The sequence below is a fragment of the Streptomyces coacervatus genome, assembly GCF_029223485.1.
Lineage (GTDB): Bacteria > Actinomycetota > Actinomycetes > Streptomycetales > Streptomycetaceae > Streptomyces > Streptomyces coacervatus.
Map to the genome: position 1 here is coordinate 219,985 of NZ_JARHTP010000002.1, position 23,169 is coordinate 243,153.

The 23,169-nt window shown below is 71.2% G+C and carries 21 protein-coding genes; 9 read left to right on the forward strand and 12 right to left on the reverse strand.

Going from position 1 to position 23,169, the window contains the following annotated elements; all coding sequences use genetic code 11:
• Position 1: 1 nt before the first annotated feature.
• Positions 2 to 730 (forward strand): class I SAM-dependent methyltransferase, encoded by a 729-nt coding sequence (locus P2Q00_RS04725; protein ID WP_275769855.1) that lies wholly within the window; start codon positions 2 to 4, stop codon positions 728 to 730.
• On the opposite strand, the gene P2Q00_RS04730 is transcribed toward P2Q00_RS04725, so the two are convergent.
• Together P2Q00_RS04730 and P2Q00_RS04735 are read right to left on the reverse strand one after the other, a co-directional pair.
• Complete coding sequence (locus tag P2Q00_RS04730) at positions 727 to 1,581, reverse strand: GNAT family N-acetyltransferase (protein WP_275769857.1); 855 nt, start codon at positions 1,579 to 1,581, stop codon at positions 727 to 729. The two genes, P2Q00_RS04725 and P2Q00_RS04730, sit on opposite strands and share 4 nt — an antisense overlap.
• Positions 1,582 to 1,703: 122 nt before the next feature.
• A complete protein-coding gene (locus P2Q00_RS04735; RefSeq protein WP_275769859.1) occupies positions 1,704 to 2,354 on the reverse strand; it encodes a chaplin in 651 nt (216 codons plus the stop codon).
• A 297-nt stretch (positions 2,355 to 2,651) separates the two neighbouring features.
• On the opposite strand from P2Q00_RS04735, the gene P2Q00_RS04740 reads away from it, so the two are divergent.
• Complete coding sequence (locus P2Q00_RS04740; protein ID WP_275769861.1) at positions 2,652 to 4,238, forward strand: alpha/beta hydrolase; 1,587 nt, start codon at positions 2,652 to 2,654, stop codon at positions 4,236 to 4,238.
• Positions 4,239 to 4,242: 4 nt separating this feature from the next.
• Here P2Q00_RS04740 and P2Q00_RS04745 read toward each other — a convergent pair whose 3' ends face one another.
• On the reverse strand, positions 4,243 to 4,668 hold the full coding sequence (locus P2Q00_RS04745) for a MarR family winged helix-turn-helix transcriptional regulator (protein ID WP_275769863.1): 426 nt from the start codon (positions 4,666 to 4,668) through the stop codon (positions 4,243 to 4,245).
• A 79-nt stretch (positions 4,669 to 4,747) separates the two neighbouring features.
• Here P2Q00_RS04745 and P2Q00_RS04750 point away from each other — a divergent pair, with 79 nt between their 5' ends.
• From P2Q00_RS04750 to P2Q00_RS04760, 3 genes are all read left to right on the forward strand, one after another.
• Positions 4,748 to 5,170, forward strand: a complete 423-nt coding sequence (locus P2Q00_RS04750) for a PaaI family thioesterase (RefSeq protein WP_275770727.1) — start codon at positions 4,748 to 4,750, stop codon at positions 5,168 to 5,170.
• Between the two features lie 116 nt (positions 5,171 to 5,286).
• Positions 5,287 to 6,384, forward strand: a complete 1,098-nt coding sequence (locus tag P2Q00_RS04755; RefSeq protein ID WP_275769865.1) for a baeRF3 domain-containing protein — start codon at positions 5,287 to 5,289, stop codon at positions 6,382 to 6,384.
• A gap of 104 nt (positions 6,385 to 6,488) precedes the next feature.
• Positions 6,489 to 7,097, forward strand: coding sequence for a DJ-1/PfpI family protein (locus P2Q00_RS04760; RefSeq protein WP_275769867.1), 609 nt, complete (start codon positions 6,489 to 6,491; stop codon positions 7,095 to 7,097).
• Positions 7,098 to 7,113: 16 nt separating this feature from the next.
• Here the strand turns inward: P2Q00_RS04760 and P2Q00_RS04765 are convergent, their stop codons facing one another.
• Positions 7,114 to 7,527, reverse strand: coding sequence for an SsgA family sporulation/cell division regulator (locus P2Q00_RS04765; RefSeq protein ID WP_275769868.1), 414 nt, complete (start codon positions 7,525 to 7,527; stop codon positions 7,114 to 7,116).
• 397 nt (positions 7,528 to 7,924) lie between these two features.
• On the opposite strand from P2Q00_RS04765, the gene P2Q00_RS04770 reads away from it, so the two are divergent.
• Positions 7,925 to 9,352 (forward strand): PP2C family protein-serine/threonine phosphatase, encoded by a 1,428-nt coding sequence (locus P2Q00_RS04770; RefSeq protein ID WP_275769870.1) that lies wholly within the window; start codon positions 7,925 to 7,927, stop codon positions 9,350 to 9,352.
• Positions 9,353 to 9,391: 39 nt separating this feature from the next.
• On the opposite strand, the gene P2Q00_RS04775 is transcribed toward P2Q00_RS04770, so the two are convergent.
• Positions 9,392 to 10,882, reverse strand: a complete 1,491-nt coding sequence (locus tag P2Q00_RS04775) for a DNA-binding protein NsdB (RefSeq protein ID WP_275769871.1) — start codon at positions 10,880 to 10,882, stop codon at positions 9,392 to 9,394.
• Between the two features lie 233 nt (positions 10,883 to 11,115).
• Between P2Q00_RS04775 and P2Q00_RS04780 the strand changes: the two genes are divergently transcribed.
• A complete protein-coding gene (locus P2Q00_RS04780) occupies positions 11,116 to 12,258 on the forward strand; it encodes an aminoglycoside phosphotransferase family protein (RefSeq protein WP_275769872.1) in 1,143 nt (380 codons plus the stop codon).
• A 289-nt stretch (positions 12,259 to 12,547) separates the two neighbouring features.
• Positions 12,548 to 14,518 carry an N-acetylmuramoyl-L-alanine amidase gene (locus tag P2Q00_RS04785; RefSeq protein ID WP_275769874.1) on the forward strand — a complete coding sequence of 657 codons (1,971 nt, stop codon included), beginning with the start codon at positions 12,548 to 12,550 and terminating at the stop codon, positions 14,516 to 14,518.
• A 6-nt stretch (positions 14,519 to 14,524) separates the two neighbouring features.
• Here the strand turns inward: P2Q00_RS04785 and P2Q00_RS04790 are convergent, their stop codons facing one another.
• Both P2Q00_RS04790 and P2Q00_RS04795 read right to left on the reverse strand, forming a co-directional pair.
• Positions 14,525 to 15,022 (reverse strand): hypothetical protein, encoded by a 498-nt coding sequence (locus P2Q00_RS04790; protein ID WP_275769875.1) that lies wholly within the window; start codon positions 15,020 to 15,022, stop codon positions 14,525 to 14,527.
• Positions 15,023 to 15,173: 151 nt separating this feature from the next.
• A complete protein-coding gene (locus P2Q00_RS04795; protein ID WP_275769876.1) occupies positions 15,174 to 18,056 on the reverse strand; it encodes a helix-turn-helix transcriptional regulator in 2,883 nt (960 codons plus the stop codon).
• A 266-nt stretch (positions 18,057 to 18,322) separates the two neighbouring features.
• Here P2Q00_RS04795 and P2Q00_RS04800 point away from each other — a divergent pair, with 266 nt between their 5' ends.
• Positions 18,323 to 18,760: a plastocyanin/azurin family copper-binding protein gene (locus tag P2Q00_RS04800; protein ID WP_275769877.1), complete on the forward strand. Its 438-nt coding sequence runs from the start codon at positions 18,323 to 18,325 to the stop codon at positions 18,758 to 18,760.
• Positions 18,761 to 18,764: 4 nt separating this feature from the next.
• Here the strand turns inward: P2Q00_RS04800 and P2Q00_RS04805 are convergent, their stop codons facing one another.
• From P2Q00_RS04805 to P2Q00_RS04825, 5 genes are all read right to left on the reverse strand, one after another.
• Complete coding sequence (locus tag P2Q00_RS04805; protein ID WP_275769879.1) at positions 18,765 to 19,370, reverse strand: CGNR zinc finger domain-containing protein; 606 nt, start codon at positions 19,368 to 19,370, stop codon at positions 18,765 to 18,767.
• 257 nt (positions 19,371 to 19,627) lie between these two features.
• Complete coding sequence (locus tag P2Q00_RS04810; protein ID WP_037740657.1) at positions 19,628 to 19,870, reverse strand: DUF397 domain-containing protein; 243 nt, start codon at positions 19,868 to 19,870, stop codon at positions 19,628 to 19,630.
• 96 nt (positions 19,871 to 19,966) lie between these two features.
• A complete protein-coding gene (locus P2Q00_RS04815) occupies positions 19,967 to 21,130 on the reverse strand; it encodes a thiolase family protein (RefSeq protein ID WP_275769884.1) in 1,164 nt (387 codons plus the stop codon).
• On the reverse strand, positions 21,127 to 22,176 hold the full coding sequence (locus tag P2Q00_RS04820) for a thiolase family protein (protein WP_275769886.1): 1,050 nt from the start codon (positions 22,174 to 22,176) through the stop codon (positions 21,127 to 21,129). Before P2Q00_RS04820 ends, P2Q00_RS04815 begins: the two co-directional genes overlap by 4 nt.
• A complete protein-coding gene (locus tag P2Q00_RS04825; protein ID WP_275769889.1) occupies positions 22,173 to 23,114 on the reverse strand; it encodes a Zn-ribbon domain-containing OB-fold protein in 942 nt (313 codons plus the stop codon). Before P2Q00_RS04825 ends, P2Q00_RS04820 begins: the two co-directional genes overlap by 4 nt.
• Positions 23,115 to 23,169: the final 55 nt, after the last annotated feature.

Below are 23,169 nucleotides of genomic sequence, written 5' to 3' on the forward strand. Positions count from 1 at the left end.
CATGACGAAGCACAACGACGATGTCGACTGGGACAGTTGGCCGGTCGCGGACTACCTCGCGGAGAACTACCGCGACCTGCACCCGTCCGACGCCGCGGTCATCACCCACCACTCGGCGTTCTACCGGCGTCTCGCGCCCGACTCTGTCGGCCGCTCGGTGGAGTTCGGGGCCGGACCCAACCTGTATCCCCTGATCCTCGCGGCCGCCGCAAGCCGCCGGATCGAGGCCGTCGAGGCGGGTACGGGCAACGTCGCCTACCTGGAGCGCCAGCTCCTGTGCGGCCCGGACGCCAGCTGGCTGCCGTTCCACGCGCTGTCCCGACGCCTGAACCCGGACCTGCCGGCCACGCTGGCCGGGGCGCTGGCCCACGTCAGTGTCGTCCAGGCCGACGTCAGGGAACTGGAGCCCGCCGGGTACGAGTTGGCGTCCATGCACTTCGTCGCCGAGGGCGCCACCGAGGACTACGCGGAGTTCACCGACTTCTGCCGGGCCTTCGTCCGCTGTGTGGTCCCCGGCGGGCATCTGGTGGCCGCCTTCATGGAGAACATGCCCACGTACCGCATCGGGCCGGTGTCCCGCTGGCCGGGCTGCCCGGTGGACCCGGAGATCGTCACCAGGGTGTTCGCCCCCATGACCCGCGATCTGTCCGTCAGCCACATCGACAGCGACCCGACCCTGCCGGACTACGGGGACACGGGGATGGTGCTGCTCACGGCGGTGGCCCGTTAGCCGAGTTCCAACGTCGTGACGCCGAAGACGCGGTCCTGCGCATAGCGGCGTACGGGCCCCGTGTACATGCGTGCCGTCTCGAAGGAGGGGGTGAAACCGGCCCGTTCGGCCAGGGCGATGCCCGGCGCGTTCGTCTCGGGCACGTCCACGGCGACCTCGCTGCCGGCCGCCTCGGCGGTCAGGGCGGTGAACAGGGCCTGCGCGTCCTCGGGGGTGTCGGCGAAGAGCGGGCCGATGCGCAGTGAGTCGTGGCCGGGGCGGATCACCCCGTAGCCGGTGACGCGGTCACCGGTGCGGCGGACGAGAGCGCGGTGTCCGGTGCCGGTGAGCCAGTGGGCCAGGAAGCGGGGGCGGTCGGCCGGCCAGCAGGCGCTGTCGTACGCGGTGAGCTCCGCGAGGTCGGCCTCCTGCACGGCGTGCACGTCGGCCGGGGCCTCGGCCGCGAGTGCGGTTCCGGTGAACCGGACGGTGCGGTGGGCGAGTTCGAAGCCGGAGCGGCGGTAGTTGTCCTGCTGGGCCACCACTCCGTCGAGGCCGATGGTGCGGCTGCCCGCGTGGGCCAGGGCGGTCTTCCAGGTGGTGAGGCCGTGGCCGCGGCCGCGCAGGTCGGGCCGGACGAGGTAGCAGCCCAGGAAGGCGTAGTCGGGACCGTAGTTGACGAGGGAGATCGCCGACACCGGTTCGCCGTCGATCCGGCCGAGGAAGAAGCCGTCGGGGTCCTGCGCGAAGAAGGCTGCTTCGTCGGCCGCCCCCGGGTTCCAACCCTCGTCCGCGGCCCATCCGCTGATCACCGGCCAGTCCTCGGGTCCGGCCTGGGTGACGACAAGGTCTTCGAGGGCCGCGGAGGTCATGCGTGCGCTCCATTCCGTGCTGGTACGTCGGTCAGGGGCGCGATGATCGACCGCGCCCCGCAGCATCCTTGCGGATCTTGCGGGGCGCGTCACGGTGGGATTGAGCCGTTGCCCGGGCGGGGTCAGCGCATCGGCCGTGGACGGAAGCGCCGGTGGACGGCGGCTCCGCCCAGCACCAGCGCGGCGCTCGCCAGGGCGGCGGGCAGCGTCTGATCGGTACCGGTGTGGGCGAGGGAGGCCGCGGCCTGCCGTGGAGCGGCGTACTGGGCGGCCGCAGGCTGCGGATGCGCCCTGGCGGGGGCGGACGGCTTCGGCGCCGGCTTGCCGCAGTGGCGGGCGTGGCCGCCCGAGTGGTTCGTGGACTCGTTGCCGACGGCCGCGTTGCCGGCACCGATCACGTTCGCCGTGTTCCCGCTGACGTTCACCGGGGCGTGGACCGGAAGCTGGACGGTGTTGCCGGAGATCACACCCGGTGAATCCTTTCCGCTGCCGTGGGCCGCGCTGCCGCCGCCCGCCGTATGCCCGCCGCCCGCGCTCTTGTTGCTGCAGCTGTTGCCCACGGCCGGGTTGAGGAGCCCCACCACGTTCACGGTGTTCCCGCACACGTTCACCGGGACGTGGACCGGGAGCTGGACGGTGTTGCCGGAGAGCACGCCGGGCGAGTCGGCGCCGGCCCCCTGCGCGGCGGCTGCGGCGTACGCCGGAACCGTCAAGGCCATCGCTCCCGAGGCAGCGGCGACGGCGATCACACCATTTCGGGTAACCCTTCTCATAGGTTCCCTGCCTTCCAGACATGGTCGCGGGCACATTCCCGCGCCGGAGAAGCGGGCACTGGCCCGCATCGGATAAAACGCGGAGGAACCATCCGAGTTATGGCTTATCGGCCTTTCACTCCATCGAGCGGCACGGTTGTCGAACGGCCGGCAAAGCCGCCGTGTCCGCCCGGAGGGCGCGCAGGCTAGGGCACTCCGCGCGGTCCCGCTCGCCCGGAGGCGGGCCCTGTGGCATCCGCTTATCGTGATCGAGGGCGCCGTTCTCCCGGTCCCCGGCGGGCGCCCTGGGAGGCATTGATGCTGCTCAAGCTGTCAACGCGGCCCACCATACGACGCTGCGCCACCACCGGAGCGGCAGGTCTGGCCCTGCTGGCCGCAGGGCTGCCCTCGGTGGCCTCGAACGGCACCGGGCCCGACCTGTCACGGTTCTACCGGCAGAAGATCACCTGGTCCGGATGCAAGGGCGACGACATGCCCAAGGACCTTCAGTGCGCAAAGGTCACCGTCCCCCTCGACTACGCCAGACCCAAGGGCGGCACACTCGATCTGGCGCTCGCCCGCTACCGGGCGACGGGCAAGAAGCGCGGCTCGGTGCTGCTGAACTTCGGCGGCCCCGGCGCCGGGGGCATCAGTGAACTCGCCTCCGGCGGCAACGACTTCATGGGTCTCACGAACGGCTACGACGTGGTGACCTTCGACCCGCGCGGTGTCGGCAGATCCTCACCCGTCAGCTGCGGAGACGGCTCCGACGAGGCCTCGGCGGCGGCCGACGAGATCACGGACACGAACGATCCGCGCGCCGTGCTGCGGCAGTTGACGAAGGCGGCCGCCCAGTGCGCGAAGCACTCGGGCCCGGTGCTCCCCCACATCGGCACGGTGAACGCCTCGCGCGACCTGGACGTGATGCGTCAGGCGCTCGGCGACAAGAAGCTCAACTACCTCGGCTTCTCCTACGGAACCCGGCTCGGCGCCGTGTACGCGGCCCAATTCCCCAAGAAGGTCGGCCGGTTGGTCCTCGACGGAGTGGACACGCTGACCGAGCCCATGTCCGAGCAGGGAGTGGCGGGCGCCGAGGGACAGCAGACTGCACTGGACGACTTCATCACCTGGTGCACCAAGGACATCGCCTGCCCGTTCGGACAGGATCCGCGTGATGCCCGGCAGCAGGTCGTCCAGCTCGTCGGCTCCCTCGACAAGGACCCGTTGCCGACGGACTTCGGCCGGCAGTTCTCGGGCCAGGATCTCGTGGGCGCGATCGGCCAGGCCCTCTACAGCCGGCAGTTGTGGCCGTCGCTGGAGCGCGCGATCACCGAACTGGTCCAGGACGGCGACGCACGCGGAGTGATGGGCTTCGCCTCCGGCGGGGCCGCACTTCCCTTCGGGCAGCGCGCCGGCGGCGGTCTGGTCGACGAGAACGACGTCCCGCTCGACAATCTTCCGGCGGCGCTGATGGCGATCAACTGCGCGGACGATCCCGATCGCCCCGGCGCCGACCGGATCATCAAGGACCTGGGCCGGCTGCGCGCCGAGTACGAGCAGGCCTCCCCGGTCTTCGGCCGCTACCGCCTCACCGAGCTGCTGATGTGCTACGGCCGCCCCAAGGGCACCGACTTCATCCGCGACCAGGTGCGCGACGTCCACACCCCGAAGATGCTCCTCGTGGGCACCCGCGGCGACCCGGCGACGCCGTACCGCTGGACCGTGGAGACGGCGAAACGGCTGGGCTCCTCGGCCGTGGTGCTCGACAACAAGGGCGAGGGCCACACCGGTTACGCATCCTCCAAGTGCGTCCACGGCAAGGTCGACGACTTCCTGCTGTACGGCAGCCTGCCGCCGACCGGCAGCTCGTGCGGGCCGGAGGAGGACGACGCCCAGGCGCCCTGACGTGTCAGGTCTCCCAGTGGGCAAGCCGGTGCAGGGCCCCCGCCGTCCGTACGAACCCGTCGTCCCCGAGCAGCGTCCGCAGTTCCGCGTTGAGGCGGTCGATCTCCGGCTGTCCGGCACGCAGGGCGGCGGCCCCGTCCTCGGTCAACTCCAGCACCACGGCCCGGTGTTCACGGGGGTGCGCCTGCTTCAGCAGGAGGCCCGCCGCGGTGAGGCGCCCGACGAGTGCGGTGACGGCGGATTCCCGCAGGCCGAGGATGCGGGCCAGCTCCTGCTGGGTGAGCCCGGGCTGGTCCTGTACAGCGAACAACGCGCCGAGCTGGGCGGTGGTGACGCCGGCAACAGCCAGGCAGCGGCGGTCGACCGTGGTGCGCAGCTGGTGCGCCGCCCGCTGCAGCAGGAAGTAAAGACGCTGATCGGGCTCGGCCATGGGCCGATCTTGACAGACGGCACCGGTGCGCGCCACCCTCACTTCACCAGTGAAGTGACCTGAAGAGGTGAGCGGCACGATGGATCTGGACCTGGCCCGTAAGGTCCTCGCGGAGCAGCCCTTCAGCAGGCTGCTGGGCGCCCGGATAACGGCGTTCGGGCACGGCGAGGCCACCCTTGAGCTGGACATCCGCGAGGACCTGCTCCAGCAGTACGGCTTCGTGCACGGCGGGGTGCTCTCCTACGCGGCCGACAACACGCTGACGCTCGCCGCGGGGACCGTCGTCGGGGCGGGGCTGATCACGTCCGGGTTCACCATCGACTACCTGCGCCCGGCCACGGGTGAGATCCTGCGCGCGCACGCCCAGGTGGTACGGGCCGGCCGCACCCGGGTCGTCACCCGCTGCGACCTGATCACGATCGACGCGGCCGGGGTGCAGACGCTGTGCGCCGTGGCGCAGGGCAACATCGCGGTGATCGAGCCGAACGGCGAACAGCGTTAGGTCGGCGGCGGCCACAGTTGACGGCGGCCACAGCAGGGCCGGCATCGAATTGCCCGGATTGCCCGGACCGGCTGCCCCTAATGCCCTCTCGGCGAAACGGCCCTATCGTGCTTGTTATGGAGCACGACCTGAGTCCCTCAACCCTGTCCGAGCTCCGGCGCCCGCGCGCCTATCCGGCCGTGTCCGTGCTGACGCCGACACACCGCCGGGAGCCCGAAAACGCCCAGGATCCGGTCCGGCTGCGCAATGTGGTGGCCGAGGCCAAAAAGCAGCTGGAGTCCGATCCCGCGGTGACCCGGGAACGGCGCTCCGACGTGGTCCGCCAGCTCGACCAGGCCCTTGCGGAGGTGGATCTGGCGCATGCCGAGGACGGTCTGGTGATCTTCGCAGCGCCGGGTGAGCACCAGGTGTGGTCGCTCGGCCGTACGGTGCCGGAGCGCGTGGTGCTCTCGGACACCTTCCTCACCCGCAACCTCGTCTCCGCACACGCCGCCGAACGGCCGTTCTGGGTGCTGTCGGTCTCCCCCGACCGGGCCACCCTCTGGAGCGGCGGCACGGATCGCGTCATGGAGGACGGCACCGGCGGATTCCCCCTGACCAGGCGCCTGGAGAACTTCGACGCCGAGCGGCAGGAGCGGATCGGCGACATGCCGAGCACCTTCCGCGACGAGGGCACCCGTCACTTCCTGCGGGAGGCCGACGCCGCGATGGGCATGATCCTGCGCGAGCAGCCGCGGCCGTTGTACATCACCGGTGAGCAGGCGGCGCTGTCCACGCTGGACGAGGTCGGCAGCGTCACCAAGGAGGCGGTGCACGTGCCGCACGGCGGCCTCGCACACGGCACTCACGACGCCGTGTGGCAGGCGGTACGGCCGATGGTCGCCGCCGAGGCCCGCAGAAGCACCGACGCCGTTGCCCGGGAGCTCGAAACCGCCCGTGGCCGCAGGGCGTTCGCGGCCGGTGTCGACGAGGTCTGGCACAGCGCCCGCGAAGGCCGCGTACGCCTGCTCGCCGTCGAGGAGAACTACCGCGTGACGGTGCGCGACGTCCTCGGCGACCATCTGGTCCCGGCCGCGAGCGGCGACCTCGACTCCCGCGAGGACATCGTGGACGAGATCGTCGAACAGTGCCTGGAGACGGGCGCGGACGTCCGCTTCGTACCGGACGGGATGCTGGGCGACGCCCACGGGATCGCGGGAATCCTGCGCTACTGACCACACCCGCGTCAGTGCGGGCCACCGCTCGCCGATTGGCCCGCGACCCGGGCACGGCACCGCTGCGAGACTTCGGCCCTGGTGCCGTGCCTCGAGGAGATGCCATGCAGGTCGCCGTGGTCACGTTTGACGGATTCAACGAGCTCGACAGTTTCATCGCCGCTGCGCTGATCAACCGGTGCCGCAAGGACGGCCTGGAGGCCTTCATCACGACTCCGACGCCGGTGGTCACCTCCATGAACGGCGTCGAGGTGACGGGGCAGCGCCCGATGGAGTTCGTGTCCGAGGCCGACGTCGTGCTGATCGGCAGCGGGGTGAAGACACGGGACGTGGTCGCCGACGACCGGCTGATCTCCCGGCTGCCGCTCGACCCTGCACGGCAGCTGATCGGCGCGCAGTGTTCGGGCGCGCTGGTGCTCGCCCGGCTCGGGCTGCTGGACTCCATGCCCGCCTGCACGGACCGGAAGAGCCGGCCCTTTGTCGAAGCCCGCGGCGTCACCGTGCTGGACGCGCCGTTCCATGCCGAGGGGAACATCGCCACGGCAGGCGGCTGCCTGGCCTCGCAGTATCTCGCCACGTGGGTGATCATTCGAACGCTCGGCGAGGACGCCGCGCACGGCGTGCTCGACTACGTGGCCCCGGTCGGCGAGAACCAGGAGACCGCCGAGCGCGCCCTGCGTGCCGTCCGCTCGGGCGAGGCCGCGCTGCACTGAGGCCCTGCGACGGCCCTCAGACATTGCCGAACAGCGAGTTCAGCCCCTCCTCGACGGCCGCGCCGAGGTCCTCCTGCCCGGCCGCCACCACCGCATACGTGCGCAGCAGGAACCGGCGCAGGGCAGCGGTGTCGAACCGGAGCAGGGCCATGCCGTAGGGCGAGTGGAGCTCAAGGACGGTAAGGGCCGGTCCGCACGGCCAGATCTGCACGTCACCGCCGCCGGCGGGGCGGCGCAGCCCCTCCTGCAGCAGGGCGCGGCCGAAGGTCCAGGTGACCCCCGTGCCGTCCAGGGAGACCTCGGGCGGGAAGTCGAGGTGCACGGCCAGCGGGTCCGTGGCGGCGTAGCGCAACGTGGCGGGAACCGGGAGTTCCCGCTCGTCGGCGGTGATGAGACGGCCGCGGGCGGGTTGCTCGAGGGTGATGTCCATGGTCGGTCTCCACTACGGTCGGAGGTCGGCCGGATTTCCGGTGTGCTTGTACGACCTCGCAGATGCCGTTCGCATTACGTGGAAGCGCTTGCGACTTTGTGTGACCTGCGTCACCCGGCGACACCTCGAACAAGAAGCCGTCGAACGGGCGGCTGAACGCGCACCGGAAATTCTCAACAACCCTTCAAATCGCGTACGCTGCCTACGACTTGACCTGGCCTGCGACGTACACCATTCGCACCGGGCGACCGCTCCGTGAAGACTGTGGCATATGCCAGGTGCACCACCGTATCGTGTGTTGCCAAATCCCTTACAGGGCGTGTCGGGCTGTGCAACAGTCGTAACGGTCCTTCAAGCCGCCAGCCCCGGTCGTACCGTCCCCGCATCGGAGTGCTTCATGCCGTCCCATCTCTCTGCGGATCACTCAACCGCCCAGCCGCCAGGACGCGGCTCGGTCGAGGCGTTGATATCGCAGACACGGCGGCTCAAGGGCGACGTGGATGCCGTACGGCGGGACGCGCACGGCGACGGTTCGGACCCGCAGGAGCGGTGGCAGCGCGCGCTGTGCGATCTGGCGCTGCACCAACTCACCGATCTCGACACCCACTTGGGGCAGCTGCGGGACGGCCCGCCGCCCGTACCCCCGGCCGTGGAGGCCCCGCACCTCGCCCGGGCCGTGTCCTCCGCTCCCGGGCGCGGCTCGCTGCTCAGCCGGGTCGGCAGCGCCGAGTGGAACCTGCTGACGGACGAGGCGAGCTGGTCCGGCGAGCTCTACCAGATCCTGGGCCGCGACCCCGCCGCTCCCGCCCTCACCCTCGACGAACTGCCGTCCCTGGTGCTGGACGAGGACCGCACGAAGCTGACGGCGATGGTCACGGACTGCCTCGTCGACGCCAAGCCCATCGACGGCGAGTTCCGCATCGTGCGCCCGGACAACGAGGTGCGCACGGTCCACATGATGGGCGAGCCCGTGCTCGACACTGACGGCAGCACCGCCTCGATGTGGGCCGTACTGCGGGACGTCAGCGAACTGCGCCGCAGCCAGAAGGTGGTGAGCGAGACCCGTGACTCGCTGCAGCACCACCAGCACCGCGCGCAGACCGAGCACCGGCTCGCGGTCGAGCTGCAGGAGGCCGTGCTGCCGCCGTGGCGTGGCTCCCTGCGGCTCCCGCACCAGGGGCCCGAGACGCTGGATCTGGCGGCGCGCCATCTGCCGTCGTCGACCGGCACGCTGATCGGCGGCGACTGGTACGACGCTCTCGAACTGCCCGACGGCCGGACGCTGCTGAGCGTCGGCGACCTCACCGGACACGGCGTGGCCGTCGCCTCGGGCATGGCGACACTGCTGGGCGCCGTGCGCGGCATGGCGATGGCCGGCACCGAGCCCGGGCAACTGATGTCCTGGCTCAATCAGTTACTCGACGCCACCGTGCTGCCCGCCCTCGGCAGCGCCGTCTGCTGCCGCTACAGCCCCGAGACCCGCACGCTGACCTGGGCACAAGCAGCACACCCCGCCCCGCTGCTGTTCCGCAACGGGACGGGGCGCAGGCTGCACGCACCCAATGGCGTCCTGCTCGGCGCGACCTCGGGCGCCTGCTACCAACAGGCGGACGAGACCCTTGAGCCGGGCGACCTGCTCCTGCTGCACACCGACGGGCTGGTGCCCGGGCACAGGAGTGCGGAGACGGTGGAGCAGCTCCTCGACCTGGCCCCCCGCTTCGAGGAGGTACGAACCGCGCAGGACTGCGTGCGGATGGTCGTGGAGGAGTTCGGCGAGGACGGCCGCGAGGACGACGCGTGTGTGCTCGTCGCCAAGGTGATGTGAAGCGGCGACGCGTGAAACAGCTACAGCTGCACAGACCCCCTATGCCCGTGCGCTGTTGCCGCTCTTCGCCGTCCTCGGCAAGGCCAGTTTGATCTCCTCCCGCAGCTCGTGGATCTTCGGGTAGCTGGAGTACTCGGCGGTGAGCCGGTACATCTGGCGCAGCCGGTCCCAGGTGCGGTGGGAGGAGTTGGATCCCATCGACATCAGGGCCAACCGCGCGTACCGGTCCGCCTGTTCGGGGTCGTCGGCGATGAAGCAGGCCGACGCCATGGACAGGAAGTCGAAGATCTTCGATCGCTGCCGCCCGTCGACCCGCAGGGCCAGGGCCTTCTCCGCATAGTGCTGGGCGTGCGCGGCCGCTCCCGGGTCGTGCTCAGCCAGCGTGCGGTAGGCCAGGGCCTGCATGCCGTACAGGTCCTCCTCCTTGAACATCTGCATCCAGCTCGGCGGCGGTACGTCACCCCGGTCGGAGACGAAGAGGTCCTCCGCCCGGCCGAGGGTGCGGCGCATCGCCTGCCCCTTGCCCATGGAGGCCTGGGCCCAGGCTTCGATGGTGTAGAGCATCGCCCGGGTGCGCGGCAGCACCTCGTCGCCGGAGCCGGACTGGGCGAGCTTCATCAGGTCGAGTGCGTCGTCGGGCCGGCCGAGGTGCACCATCTGGCGAGCCGCTCGGGAGAGCGCCTCCCCGGCGCGAGGCCGGTCGCCGCCCTCACGGGCCGCGTGGGCGGCGATGACGAAATACTTCTGGGCCGTGGGCTCCAGGCCGACGTCGTGCGACATCCAGCCTGCGAGGACGGCCAGGTTGGCGGCGACGCCCCACAGGCGCCGCTGGAGATGGTCGGGGTGACGGTAGGCGAGCATGCCGCCCACCTCGTTGAGCTGGCCCACGACTGCCTTGCGCTGGAGCCCGCCGCCGCGGGCAGCGTCCCAGGCCCGGAACACCTCGACCGAGCGCTCCAGTTCCTCGATCTCCTGCGACCCGATGGGGGCGGCCTCGTAGCGGTCGAACCCGGCGGGGTCGGCGTGCAGGGGATCGTCGAGTCGTGGGGCGTCGGCCCTCAGGGTCGGATCGGTGTGCAGCCAGTCGTACATGGCGCTGCTGAGTGCGGATCCTGCGGTGAGCGCGACACCCGCACCCACCAAGCCGCGTCGGTTGAGCATGAGGTCCATTCCCGTGAATTCGGTGAGGACCGCCGCGGTCCGCTCGGGCGCCCAGGGCACACCGTCGGGATGTTCCACACTCCCGGCGTCCTGCCGTTTTCCCGTACGCCCGTGCCGGACCAGACCGAGGTCCTCGATGGTCACGACACGGCCGAGACGCTCGGTGAACAGGGCCTCCAGCACCCGCGGCACCGGATCGCGCGGGATCTCTCCCATGTCGATCCAACGCCGCACCCGGGAGGTGTCGGTCGACAGCTGGGGGTGGCCCATGGCCGCCGCCTGCCGGTTGACCAGCCTCGCGAGTTCACCCTTGGACCAGCCGGCCAGGCCGAACAGATCCGATAGGCGGGTGTTGGGTTGTCCGCTCACGTCAAGCCCCCAGGTTCTCGGCTGAGTTGACAGTAGCCCCGTGAAAGATGCCGGGCGACTATTCGCCAGGGTTCGCCAGGGTGCGCCAGATGGTGTGCCACTGTGCATCGGGTGTCAGGTAGGAATGCGCCACCCCGACCCGGTCGCCGAGGGACATTCCCCAGGGTGCACCCGAGGTGCCGGGCCGGGTAGCGCATTGTCGTCGCAGGCACACGAAGGGATCTGTTTCGCCCATGTACGCAGCATCGTCCTCCGTGTCCGCCCCGCCCCGGTCGCTGTACCCCCGCCCGGCGGGCAGCGGCCCCTACCTCGATCCCGCCGCGCGTCCGGCGGCCCCCGCGCTCGGCGCGGCCCGGACCCGGCGCGTGCCGGGTCCCGGCACCCAACCGCTCAGCGGGAGACTCGACTTGTCCGGCCCCCAGGGCGCCCAGCTGCGTACGGCCATCGCGTCGGTGCACCGGATCTGTCCGGAGTTCGCTCCGGTCCAGGTGCTGCGCCGCAGTGGACGATCCGTGCTCCTGGTCGGTACGACCGGACGCAGCACGGCCGTCGCCAAGTGTTTACTGGACCACTCCCCCGCATGGGCCGAGCGGATCCGCCATGAAATAGCGGCATACCGCTCGTTCGTCCGGCACCGCCCGCCGGTGCGGGTGCCGAGGCTGATCGCGGCGGACCCTGACAACTGCACACTGGTCATCGAGCGGATGCCGGGACGCGTGGCGGCGCTGCAGCGGCACCCGGCCGAGGCCCCGCCGCGCGCCGACATCAGGGCGGCACTCGGCGCCGTCTGCCGGCTGAACGCATGGCGGCCGCCGGCCGGCACCTTCGACGCGCCGCTCGACTATGCGGCCCGTATCTCCCGCTACCACGAGCTGGGTCTGCTCACCGACCGCGACATGGGTGACCTGCAGAAGCTGCTCCACGGCATCGCCCACTCGGCGGGTCGGCAGGGCATGGGCCAGTTCTGCCACGGCGACGCATTGCTCTCGAACATCCTGCTGTCACCGGCCGGTCCAGTGCTGGTGGACTGGGAGCACGCGGGCTGGTATCTGCCGGGCTACGACCTGGCGACGCTGTGGTCGGTGCTCGGCGACGCCCCGGTGGCCCGCCGCCAGATCAGCCAGATCGCCCAGTCGGCGGGCCCCGCCTCGCGGGATGCGTTCCTGGTGAACCTGATGCTGGTACTGACCCGTGAGATCCGTACCTACGAAACTGCCGTGCAGCGCTCGATGCACGACACGACCCCGGCGGCACCGGGCATGGCCCACCCGGGTGCTGCGCCGTCCGGCGAGGAACAGCGGCTGCTGCTCAGGCGGCTGCACGACGACTGCCAGCTGGCCCGACGGGCCGTACGCGCGGCGGTCGGCACTCGCTGACGGGGACGAAGGTCCGCGGTGCGCCCAGGACAGCGGCGTACCGCGGACCTTCGTATGTCCGGACCTGCGCGAAGCCCTCCTGGAAAGACCTTCTCGTTGAGCCATTGGTGTAAGCCACTGACGCCCCGCAGGCCCGCACACCGCCGCCCGGAAACTCCTCCACGCTCGTGTTGACATGGGAAATCTCCTGCCTCTGGGCATGATTGACGGATCGTCGGCCAGCGGGTACCACTGACCCACCGCTCGGCCCTGCACGCCCCGCCACGCTCGTCCGTCCCAGGAGGCTGCATTGCGAGGATCTGCCACCGACCCCACGTCCGCACCCGGCCACAGACGCGCCCGCAGAACCGCCGGCGCCCTCGCCGCGGCGGCCCTGCTGCTGCCGCTGCTCGGCGCGGCCCCGTCCGACGCCGGGTCCTCCGGGGACCGGCTCCAACAGGCGTTCGCCTCGGCATCCGCCGAGTACCACGTGCCGCAGAGCGTGCTGCTGGGCGTCTCCTATCTGCAGTCCCGCTGGGACATGCACGGGAGCGCGCCGAGCGTGTCCGGCGGTTACGGCCCGATGCATCTCACCGACGCCCGCACCGCGCTCGCCCGGACCTCGCACTACAGCGACGGCACGGGGGACGCCCGCGGGGACACGGCCCGCGCCGCTCTGCATCCGGAACCGAAAATGCCGGAGAACGCGGAACTCCCGGCCCGGCTCAAAACGTTGCCGAAGGCCGCCGGACTGACCGGGCTGAGCGCCGAGCAGCTCCGTACGGACCCCACCGCCAATGTGGCAGGGGGCGCCGCGCTGCTGGCGGCCGAGCAGAAGGATCTGGGCGAGCCGCTGAGCGCCGACCCGGCGGACTGGTACGGGGCGGTGGCCCGTTTCTCGGGCGCGGACGACACCGCGACGGCGGCGGTCTACGCCAACGACGTGTACGACGTGATGCGCACCGGCGAGGAGCGCACCACGGACGCCGGGGAGCACGTCGCCCTGGCCGCCCAGCCGAATCTCGCCCCGGACACCGCGCAGCTGAGGAAGGCCGGCCTGCGCACCGTCTCCGCGGACGGCACGGAATGCCCGAAGTCGGTGTCCTGCCAGTGGGTCCCGGCACCGTACGCACAGTTCGGGAACAACGACTACGGCAACCACGACCTGGGCGACCGCCCGGCCTCGCAGAGCATCAAGTACATCGTCATCCATGACACGGAGGGCACCTGGGACACGTCCTTGAAACTGGTCCAGGACCCCACCTATGTGTCGTGGAACTACACCCTGCGCTCCACGGACGGGCTCATCGCCCAGCACGTCAAGGCGAAGGACGTGGCCTGGCACGCCGGCAACTGGTACATCAACGCCAAGTCGGTCGGCCTGGAGCACGAGGGCTTCCTCGCCTCGCCCGACGCCTGGTACACGGAGGCGATGTACCGCTCGTCGGCGCGGCTGGTCAGGTACCTTGCCGCGAAATACCGCATTCCGCTGGACCGGCAGCACATCCTCGGCCATGACAATGTGCCGGGCCCGACGACGTCGACCATCCCGGGCATGCACACCGACCCCGGGCCGTACTGGGACTGGCGGCACTACTTCGACCTGCTGGGCCACCCCTTCAAGCGGACCGCCGGCAAGAGCGGCGGGCTGGTGACGATCCGGCCCGACTACGTGGCCAACCGGCCGGAGTACACCGGCTGCGTCACCAAGGACGAGCCGTGCGCGGCGCACGGCTCCAGCGAGGTGCGGCTGCACTCCGATCACGACGAGAAGTCGGCCCTGATCAAGGACGTCGGTCTGCACAAGGGCGCCGACTCGACGATCGACGTCAACGACGTGGGCTCCCGGGCGTCCACCGGCCAGCAGTACGCGGTGGCCGGACACTACGGCGACTGGACGGCGATCTGGTACCTGGGCCAGAAGGCATGGTTCAAGAACCCGAAGAAGCACCCGACCGCGGTGAACGCGTCCGGCTTCGTGGTGACCCCCAAGCCGGGCCTGGACAGCATCCCGGTGTACGGGCGCGCCTACCCGGAGGCCGCGGCCTACCCGGCGGATGTGCCCGCGCAGGCGGTGTCCCCGCTGCCGTACACGCTGCCAAAGGGGCAGAAGTACGTGGTCGGCGACAAGGTGCCCGGCGAGTACTACTACGCGGTCACCTTCAGCACCGACTCGCATCGGGTCGTGGTCGGCAAGGACCTCTACTACGAGATCCAGTACGGACACCGGGTGGAGTTCGTACGCGCCGCGGACGTGACGGTGGTGCCGTCCCGCCCGTAGCGGGTGTCAGCCCTGCTGGAAAAGCTCCGCCGGGAGCGGCTTCAGCAGGGCGTACAGGTCGTCGGTGATGGGGCGGTCCCAGGCGGCGATGGTCACCAGGACGTTGTCGCTGCGGTCGAACTGCACACAGGAGATGCGGCTCTCGGAGAGCTTGAGGCGGCGCACGATCAGGAGATTGTCGCCCTGCATGACCGGCATGTCCTCGACTCCTACGACGCTCACCTCCTCCTCGTTCTCCAGCGCGAGCAGCAGCTGGGCCACCTCGAAGGGGATCTCGTCCTCGGCGATCTCGCGGGCCGGGGAACCCTCGGGCAGATTGCCGATGATCATCGCGGGGCCGCGGCCGCCGAACAGGTCGTAGCGAAGGAAGACGCCCTGACAGGTGCCGTCGGGGGCGGGCAGCAGTCCGGCGCCCAGATTGCCGGGCCAGTCACCCGGGTCCATGGCCAGTACGTCGAAGTCGGGCCCGGCGGGGGTGGCGCTGCGGCGGCGGAGGAACGACATGTCGCCCATGGTACGTGGTGCCGTTCGGCGATGTGCGGGAGGTCACGGGGGTTTCGAGGCCGTCGTGCGGGTGCGGGTTGTGGGTGGCTGGTCGCGCCCACGCGGCGGAGCCGCAAATCGATACAGCCCCGCGCCCCTGAGGTGGCTGGTCTCACGTCGGCTTCAACGTGGCCGCCAATCCCGTGATCTCCGTGCCCATCTTCCTGCAGACCGCAGAGAGGAGGCGCACGACCGTCGGCTCGTCCAGGTGCAGTTCCTTTGCGATCTCTGCCTCTGTGCAGCCCTCGGCCGCCAGGTTGGCGGCGGTGCGTTCCCGGGAGGTCAGGGTGTCCGTTTCGGTGCTGTGCAGGCGGCGGGGGCGCAGGCCGGCCGCGGCGAGTTCGTCGCGGGCGGTTTCGACGAGGCCGTCGGCGCCGCACTGTGCGGCGGCGTCGAGGCCGCGGTAGAGGTGTTCGGCGGCGTCTGAGGGTCGGCCGGTGCGGCGGAGTTCGGTGCCCAGGGCTACGAGTGCGCAGGCGAGTTCGTAGGCGGCCGGGGAGCGCTCCAGGTGGGCGACGGACTCCTTCAGGCAATTGATGCGGGCCGATCCGGAGGAGACCTCGGCGGCGGTCCGCAGGGCCTGGCCGATGGCGGACGGGGTGCCGAACTGGCGGGCCCGGGCGACCGCTTCGAGGGCGGTGGCGACGGCGCGTTCGGGGGTGTCGTGGCTCTCGGCGCGGGCGAGGTGGAGCTGCCAGGGGCACCAGGCGGGGTTGCGCATGCCGCGCGGTTCCAGGCGGCGGCCCGCGGCGGCGAGTTCTTCCGCCGCCTCCTTGGTCAGGCCGCGGGCGAGCAGCAGTTCGCCGTGCACGGTCTGGGCGTCGGGGAAGACGACGGCGGCCGGGAAGGGCGGCCCGAAGGAGTACTCCTCGGCGACCTGCGCGGCCTCGGTGATGCGACCGCGGGCGAGGAGGACCTCGATGAGGGTGCCCACCGCATACCAGTGGGCGGGGGTGCCGGGGCCGACGCGCTCGGCGAGCCGGAGTCCCGCCATGACGAAGTCCTGGGCCTCGGAGAGCCGGCCGCGGCGGTAGCGCACGTAGGCGAGAAGCGTGTAGGCGAAGGAGAGGTGGGCGCCGCGCCAGCCCTGGCGCTCGAAGTCGGCGATACCGGTCGCGAACAGCTCTTCCGTCCGTCCCGGCCGGTCGGCGTACATGAAGGCGAGCGCGACCAGGACGGGCACCTCGAAGCCGCGGTCGGGTTCGGCCCAGCCGAGGCCGCCGGTCAGGGCGCGTTCGGCGTGGTGGAGGGCGACATGGGCGGGTTCGCCGCGCAGGATCGCGTCCCAGGTGCGCAGGCCGATGATGTAGCGCTCGGTGAGGTCGCGGCCACTGAGGCGGTCGGCGAGTCTGGTGAGGCGGCGGGAGCGGGAGGGGTGGTCGGGTTCGTCGGCGCGGAAGGCGTCCCACATGAACTGTTCGGCGACCATACGCAGCTTGACGCGGGCGTCGTCGGTGACGCGGATCTCGCGGGCGAGGGTGTCGGAGGCCTCGGCGAGGTGGTCGCTGTGGGCGAGGACCTGGGAGAGCCGGTAGACGATGTGCTGGCGCAGCCGGGCGTCGGCGATGGGTTCCTCGAGGGCGGCGCGCAGATGGTTGACGGTGGTGGCGGGTTCGGTGAGCAGGGAGGCGGAGCCCAGTTCGTACAGGACGGCGGCGCGGTCCTCGTAGGGCGGGGGTTCGCGCAGGGCGCGGGCGAGGTAGCTGCGGGCGGCGTCGGGGGCGCCGGCCCGGAGGGTCTCCTCGGCTGCGGCGCGCAGTTGCTGGACGACCCAGTTGTCGCCGTCGGGGTGGGTCTCCAGGAGGTGGCGGGCGGCCGCGGAGGGGCCCAGTCCGTCGTTGATCACGCACCAGGCGGCCTGGCCGTGCAGGGCGACCCGGACGCCGGGCGGGATGGCGCGGTAGACGGCGGTGGCGATCAGGGGGTGGACGAACTCCAGGGTCTCGGCACCGGTGAGGATGCGGGCGCCGCGCAGCGCGTCGGCGGCGTCGGCGGCCTCCTCGCGGCCGAGTCCGGCGACGGCGGCGGCGAGCTGCGGATGGATCTCGGTGCCGAGAACGGCGCAGGCCCAGGCGAAGCGCACGGTGGAGGTGCCGAGGCGTTCGAGGCGGGCTACGAGGCCGCTGCCCTTGACGGCGGCGGCGAGGTCGCGCAGCAGGTGGGCGCCCGTCTCGGTGGGGGTGAGGCCGCGGTCGCGGACCTTGGCGATCAGCTCGACCGTCTCGAAGGGGCTGCCGGCGGTGACGGCCCAGCACTCACGGCAGAACGCATCGTCGGCATGCGCACCGAGCGTCTCCCGCACGAGGCGGGCGACGGCGGCGGCGCTCAACGGTTCCAGGTCGAGGGGGCGGCCGCCCGCACGCCCCGGTAATCCCTTGAACGACTCGGCGTGGTCCGGGAGTTCGTCGGGTCGGTAGGCGACCACGACCAGCAGCGGGAGTTGTTCGGCGCGGGGCGCGAACGCGGCGAGCCAGCCCAGGGATTCGGGGTCGGCCCAGTGGGCATCGTCGAGGACGAGGACCATCGGGGCGCGCAGCACGGCGAGATGGGTGAGGACCCAGTCCAGGCCGTCGCGCAGGCCCTGTTGGTCGGGCGGGGCGCCGTCGGTCGGGGCGCACAGGCCGAGGGCGGGGCCGACGATGTCGTACCAACTGCCCAGCGAGGCCCGCAGATCGCCCTCCGCGGAACCGGCCAGCTGGGGCTGCAGCAGCTGGCGGGCGACATGGAAGGCGACGCGCTGCTCCTGGTCGCCGCCGCGGGCGGACAGAACGGTGCAGCCCCGGATGGCGGCGCGCCGGCGGACCTCGGCGAGGAGGGTGGTCTTGCCGATGCCGGCGCGCCCGGCGAAGGCCAGGAGGGCGCCGCGGGGGCGGTCGGAGGGGTCGGCGCCGTCCCTGCGCAGCCCGGTGAGCTCGCCCAACGCCTCGTCGGCTGCGGCGAGTTCACTCTCGCGCTCGAAGATGGTCCGGCTGCTCCGTACGATGCGCTGCCCCATGGCGTACCCCCTGCCACGGTGGTACGCCCGCGCGGGGAGTGGGCGCGCACCGTGACCTACAGGCACCTCAGCGTACGCCTGGCGGGGGTCGCGCGAGGCGGCCTGTGCGGTACTGGCCGAGCTGCTTCAGGGGACGTTTCACCGCCTCTGTGGTGGCTACCCTGAACAGCGGGGCATCTGGGTCCGTATCCCCCATAGAGGGTCTCCCGCGCCAGACGCGGACAAGCCCGGCGGGTCGCGGGCAGGCCCCGAAAGGGATGAGCCATATGGCACTCACGGCACGAAAGGCCCGTACGACGGGCACGGCGCTCCGCCTGACGGCGTCGGTCTTCTCCGCCGCTCTCGTCCTGGCCGCCTGTTCCAGCGGGGGCGGAGGAGGCGGCTCGGCCTCCTCGAGCGCGAGCAGCACGAGCAAGGCCGGCTCGGGGACCCGGGTGACGGTCACCGAAACGGAATACGGGCTGAAGCTGTCCCAGTCGTCGTTCACGCCGGGCACGTACACCTTCGTCGCCGACAACGCGGGCAAGATCACGCATGCCCTGTCCGTCGACGGCCCCGGCGTGGAGGACGCCAAGACCAAGAACATCCAGAGCGGCCAGCAGGCGACGGTCACGGTGACCTTCAAGAAGGGCAAGTACGACTTGTACTGCCCGATTCCCGGTCACAAGCAGCTGGGGATGAACAAGGAAATCCAGGTCGGCTGAGCCGTCACGCCTGCTGGGTCTTGCGGTGCCGGTCGTGGTGCCGGGCGACGCGTGCGCGGTTGCCGCACGAGGGCTTGCACCACTCCTGGCGCGGGTGCTCCTTGAGGAAGTAGCGCACGCAGCGCGGCGCGTGGCAGGCGCGCAGCCGCTGCCGGTCGGGGCCGGCGAGGAAGGCGATCGCGGCGTGCGCGAGGGTGGCGGTGAGCTCGTGCGCGTCGTCAGCCGCCTTCCTGCGTACGGCGGGTTCGGCGTCCTCGGGCCAGTGCAGCACGGGCACGGTCGGCGTGCGGGCGGCCGCGGCGTTGAGGCGGGCGACGGCCTCGGAGACGGACAGGAGGCGGGTGGCGTCGGCGGGGCTGGGTTCGGCGGGGCGTACGGCGCGGGCGAAGAGGGTGCGGACGGCCGCGCGCAGGTCGCGGACGGCGGTGAGGGTCGCATCGTCGGCGAGGAAGGCGGCGGCGTCCGGCACGGCGTCGGGGTGGGCACGGACCCAGGCGGCGAGCCCTGGGGGGTCCGTCAGGTCATCGGCAACCCCGCCGTGCCCGTCGTGACGGATGGTGAGGGTGAGGTCGAGAGTGAGGCGGGCGTCCCTGGTGAGCGATTCCTGCATAGGGTTAATGGTAGGTGCGACGGCATCCATTAGCCGAGTGGCTGCGCAGCAGGTAGGGCAGGACCGGGTCCGAGGAATCGCCGCGGCGAGCCGCCGGTCACAGCCGCTCGCCGAGCGCAGCGCAGCCGTGAAGGAATCGCCGCCCCGGCCGGCCGCCCGGCGGCCAGAAGGTCGGGCTGCTTCCGGAAGACGACCTTCCCCTCCGGGGGCCGGCCTGGCTCAAGCACCGGCCCCGGGACAGCGGCACGGCCGCCGGGTCACGTCAGGTCGAACTCTCCCTCCCGCGCCCCCGACACGAACGCGCCCCATTCCGCGGGCGTGAAGATCAAGGAAGGGCTTTCCGGGCGGCCGCTGTTGCGCATCGCGATGAATCCCTCGACAAAGGCGATCTGGACATCCCCCAGGCCACGGCTGCTCGAGTGCCAGTCGGCGTCACTGAGGTCCAGCTCAGGCTTGTCCCAGCCCGCAAGCGGGTGCTGCTGGATGGTGCTCTCGGCCACGTCCGTGCTCCTCCCGATTCGTCGTCCGCGGCCAGCCTAGCGATCGGTTTCTGTTGCCAACAGGCCACGTGAGGAGGACCTTTCCGGAGTCTTTTACTAGTCCGGAGGTTCGCTCCCCACGAGCCACATGGAGAAGAACTGCGATCCGCCGCCGTAGGCGTGCCCAAGGACCCGCCGGGCCCCTTCCACCTGGTGTTCTCCGGCCTGTCCGCGCACCTGGAGCGCCGCCTCCGCAAAGCGGATCATGCCGGAGGCGCCGATGGGATTGGTCGACAGGACGCCGCCCGACATGTTGACGGGCAGGTCCCCGTCCAGCTCGGTGACCCCGGACTCGGTGAGTTTCCAGCCCTCGCCCTCGGCGGCGAAGCCCAGGTTCTCCAGCCACATGGGCTCGTACCAGGAGAACGGCACGTACATCTCGACGGCGTCGATGTCGCGGCGCGGATCGGCGATCCCGGCCTGCCGGTACACATCGGCGGCGCAGTCCTTGCCGGCCTGCGGCGACACGGCGTCCTTGCCTGCGAAGAGGGTGGGCTCGCTGCGCATGGCCCCGCCCAGCATCCAGGCCGGCGGCCGCGGTGCCCGTGCCGCACCCGACCGGTCCGTCAGCACCATGGCGCAGGCACCGTCGGAGGACGGGCAGGTCTCGGAGTACCGGATCGGGTCCCACAGCATGGGCGAGGCCTGGACCTTCTCCAGGGTGATGTCGTGTTCGTGCAGGTGGGCGTACGGGTTCTTGAGCGCATTGCGCCGGTCCTTGTACGCCACCAGCGAGCCGACCGTGTCGGGCGCGCCGGTGCGTCGCATGTACGCGCGCACGTGCGGGGCGAAGAAGCCGCCCGCCCCGGCGAGCAGGGGCTGCTGGAAGGGGATCGGCAGGGACAGGCCCCACATGGCGTTGGACTCGGACTGCTTCTCGAAGGCCACCGTCAGCACGGTCCCGTGGACGCGGGCCGCGACCAGATTCGCGGCGACGAGCGCGGTCGAGCCGCCGACCGAACCGGCCGTGTGCACGCGCAGCATCGGCTTGCCCACCGCTCCGAGCGCATCGGCAAGATACAGCTCGGGCATCATCACGCCCTCGAAGAAGTCGGGCGCCTTGCCGATGACGACGGCGTCGATGTCGGCCCACGTCAACTCGGCGTCGCCGAGCGCACGCCCGGCCGCCTCCCGGACAAGTCCCGCGATCGACACATCGCGCCGGGCTGCGACGTGCTTCGTCTGGCCGATGCCTACGACGGCCACGGGCTCCTTGCTCATCGCGGATCCCCTTCGAGTACGGCAACCAGGTTCTGTTGCAGACAAGGGCCGGAGGTGGCGTGGGCGAGCGCCCGGTCGGAGTCGCCCCGGTGGATGCGGGCGGCCGCCTCCCCCATGCGGATCAGCCCGGCAGCCATGATCGGGTTGGCGGCGAGGGCCCCGCCGGACGGGTTGACGCGCACGCTGTCGTCGAGCCGCAGGGCCTTGCGCAGCACGACCTCCTGCGAGGTGAAGGGGGCGTGCAACTCGGCGGTGTCCACGGGTCGTTCGAAGGCGCCGGCCTTCTCGGCGGCCAGGCGGGTGGAGGGAGAGTCGGTCAGGTCGCGGACGCCGAGGCCGTGCGCCTCGATGCGGTGGTCGATGCCGCGGATCCAGGCGGGCCGCGCGCACAGTTCCCTGGCCCGTTCCCCCGCCGCGAGGACGACGGCGGCCGCTCCGTCGCCGATGGGCGGGCAGTCACCGGTACGGAGGGGCCGTACGAGATAGTCCCCTTGGGGTACCGAACCCCTCAGCTGGGCATGGGAGTTGGAGGTGGCGTCGGTGCGGCTGCGGGATGCCACCGCCGCAAGGGCGGGCTCGTCCGTGTCGCCCGCGTCGATGAGGGCCTGCGCCTGCAGCGCGGCCAGGGCGACGGAGTCGGGCCACAGGGGTGCCACGTAGTACGGGTCGAGCTGGCGGGTCAGGACGTCGCGTACGGAGCCGGGTGAGGACTTGCCGTATGCGTAGACGAGCGCGGTGTCCGCCTCGCCGGTGAGGAGTTTCGTCCACGCCTCGTACAGGGCCCAGGCGCCGTCCATCTCGACGTGCGACTCGGAGATCGGCGGCCAGGCGCCGACGCCGTCGAGGGCGAGGGTGAAGGAGAAGGCACGGCCGGCCAGGTAGTCGCTGGAGCCGGAGCAGGTGAAGCCGACGTCGGCGGTCTTGAGGCCGGTCTGGGCGAGGACGTCGTGCAGGACCGGCATGAGCATCTCGACCTCGGAGAGGTCCTCGCTGGTGCGCCGGTGGTCGGTCTGGGCGAAGGCGACCAGTGCTATGTCACATGTCACAGCAGCTCCTTGTACGTGTCGTACTCCGCGTCGGGCTCACCGGTCGGCCGGTAGTGGTCGGGATAGCGGGCCCCTTCCGTCCATGCCGGCTCCACCCGCAGCCCCATCCGCACCTGGTCGTAGGGGATGCCGCCGATGCGGCCGTGCAGTGCGAGGCCGGCTCCGTCGAGGGCGATGTGGGCGTAGACGTACGGGACTTCGATGTCGAGGTTCTTCGCCTTGATGTTGACGATGCAGTACGTGGTGACGGTGCCGCGCGGCCCCACCTCGACCTGTTCCGATGTGGCGACGCCGCAGGTGGGGCAGGCGCCCCTCGGCGGGACGTACACCTTGCGGCAGGAGGGGCAGCGTTCGCCCACCGTCCGCCTCTCGGAGAGTGCGCGGATGTAGGCGGTCTGGGCGCGGCCCGGCGAGTAGGTGTAGTCGAGGCGGGCGGGGGCGACGATGCCGCTGATCGCGTCGGTGAACTGGCCGCTGTGGCCGGCCGGTTGGGCCGGTTCGCCGTCGTACGGTTCGAAGCAGGCGATGTCGGTGATGGCACCCTCGCACGCTTCGGCCCAGCGGACGCGGACGCGCATGCCGGTGTGTACGGCGTCGGGTCCTGGGGCGTCGAGGGCGTGCAGGAGGGCGGTGTCGGCGCCGTCGAGGCGGACCAGGACCCAGGCGAAGGGGGTGTCGAGGGGCTGGCCGCGGCGGGGTTCATCGTTCCAGGCCCAGGTGGTGACCGTGCCGGTGGGGGCGACCTCGACGAGGTCGTGTATCTCCTCGGCGGTGACGGGGTCGTACTCGACGGGCGGGACGAGGACGCGGCCGTCGACGGTCTTCACGCCGAGGACGACGCGCTCGCGCAGGCCGGTCAGGAAGGCGCTCTGGACCGGGCCGACGGAGCGGGTGAAGGGGAATTCGACGGCGAGGGGGGCTTTGAGGACTTCGGGCATGCCGATCTCCTTTTGGGGCCTGTGAGACCTGTGAGACCTGTGGGTCCTGTGGGGC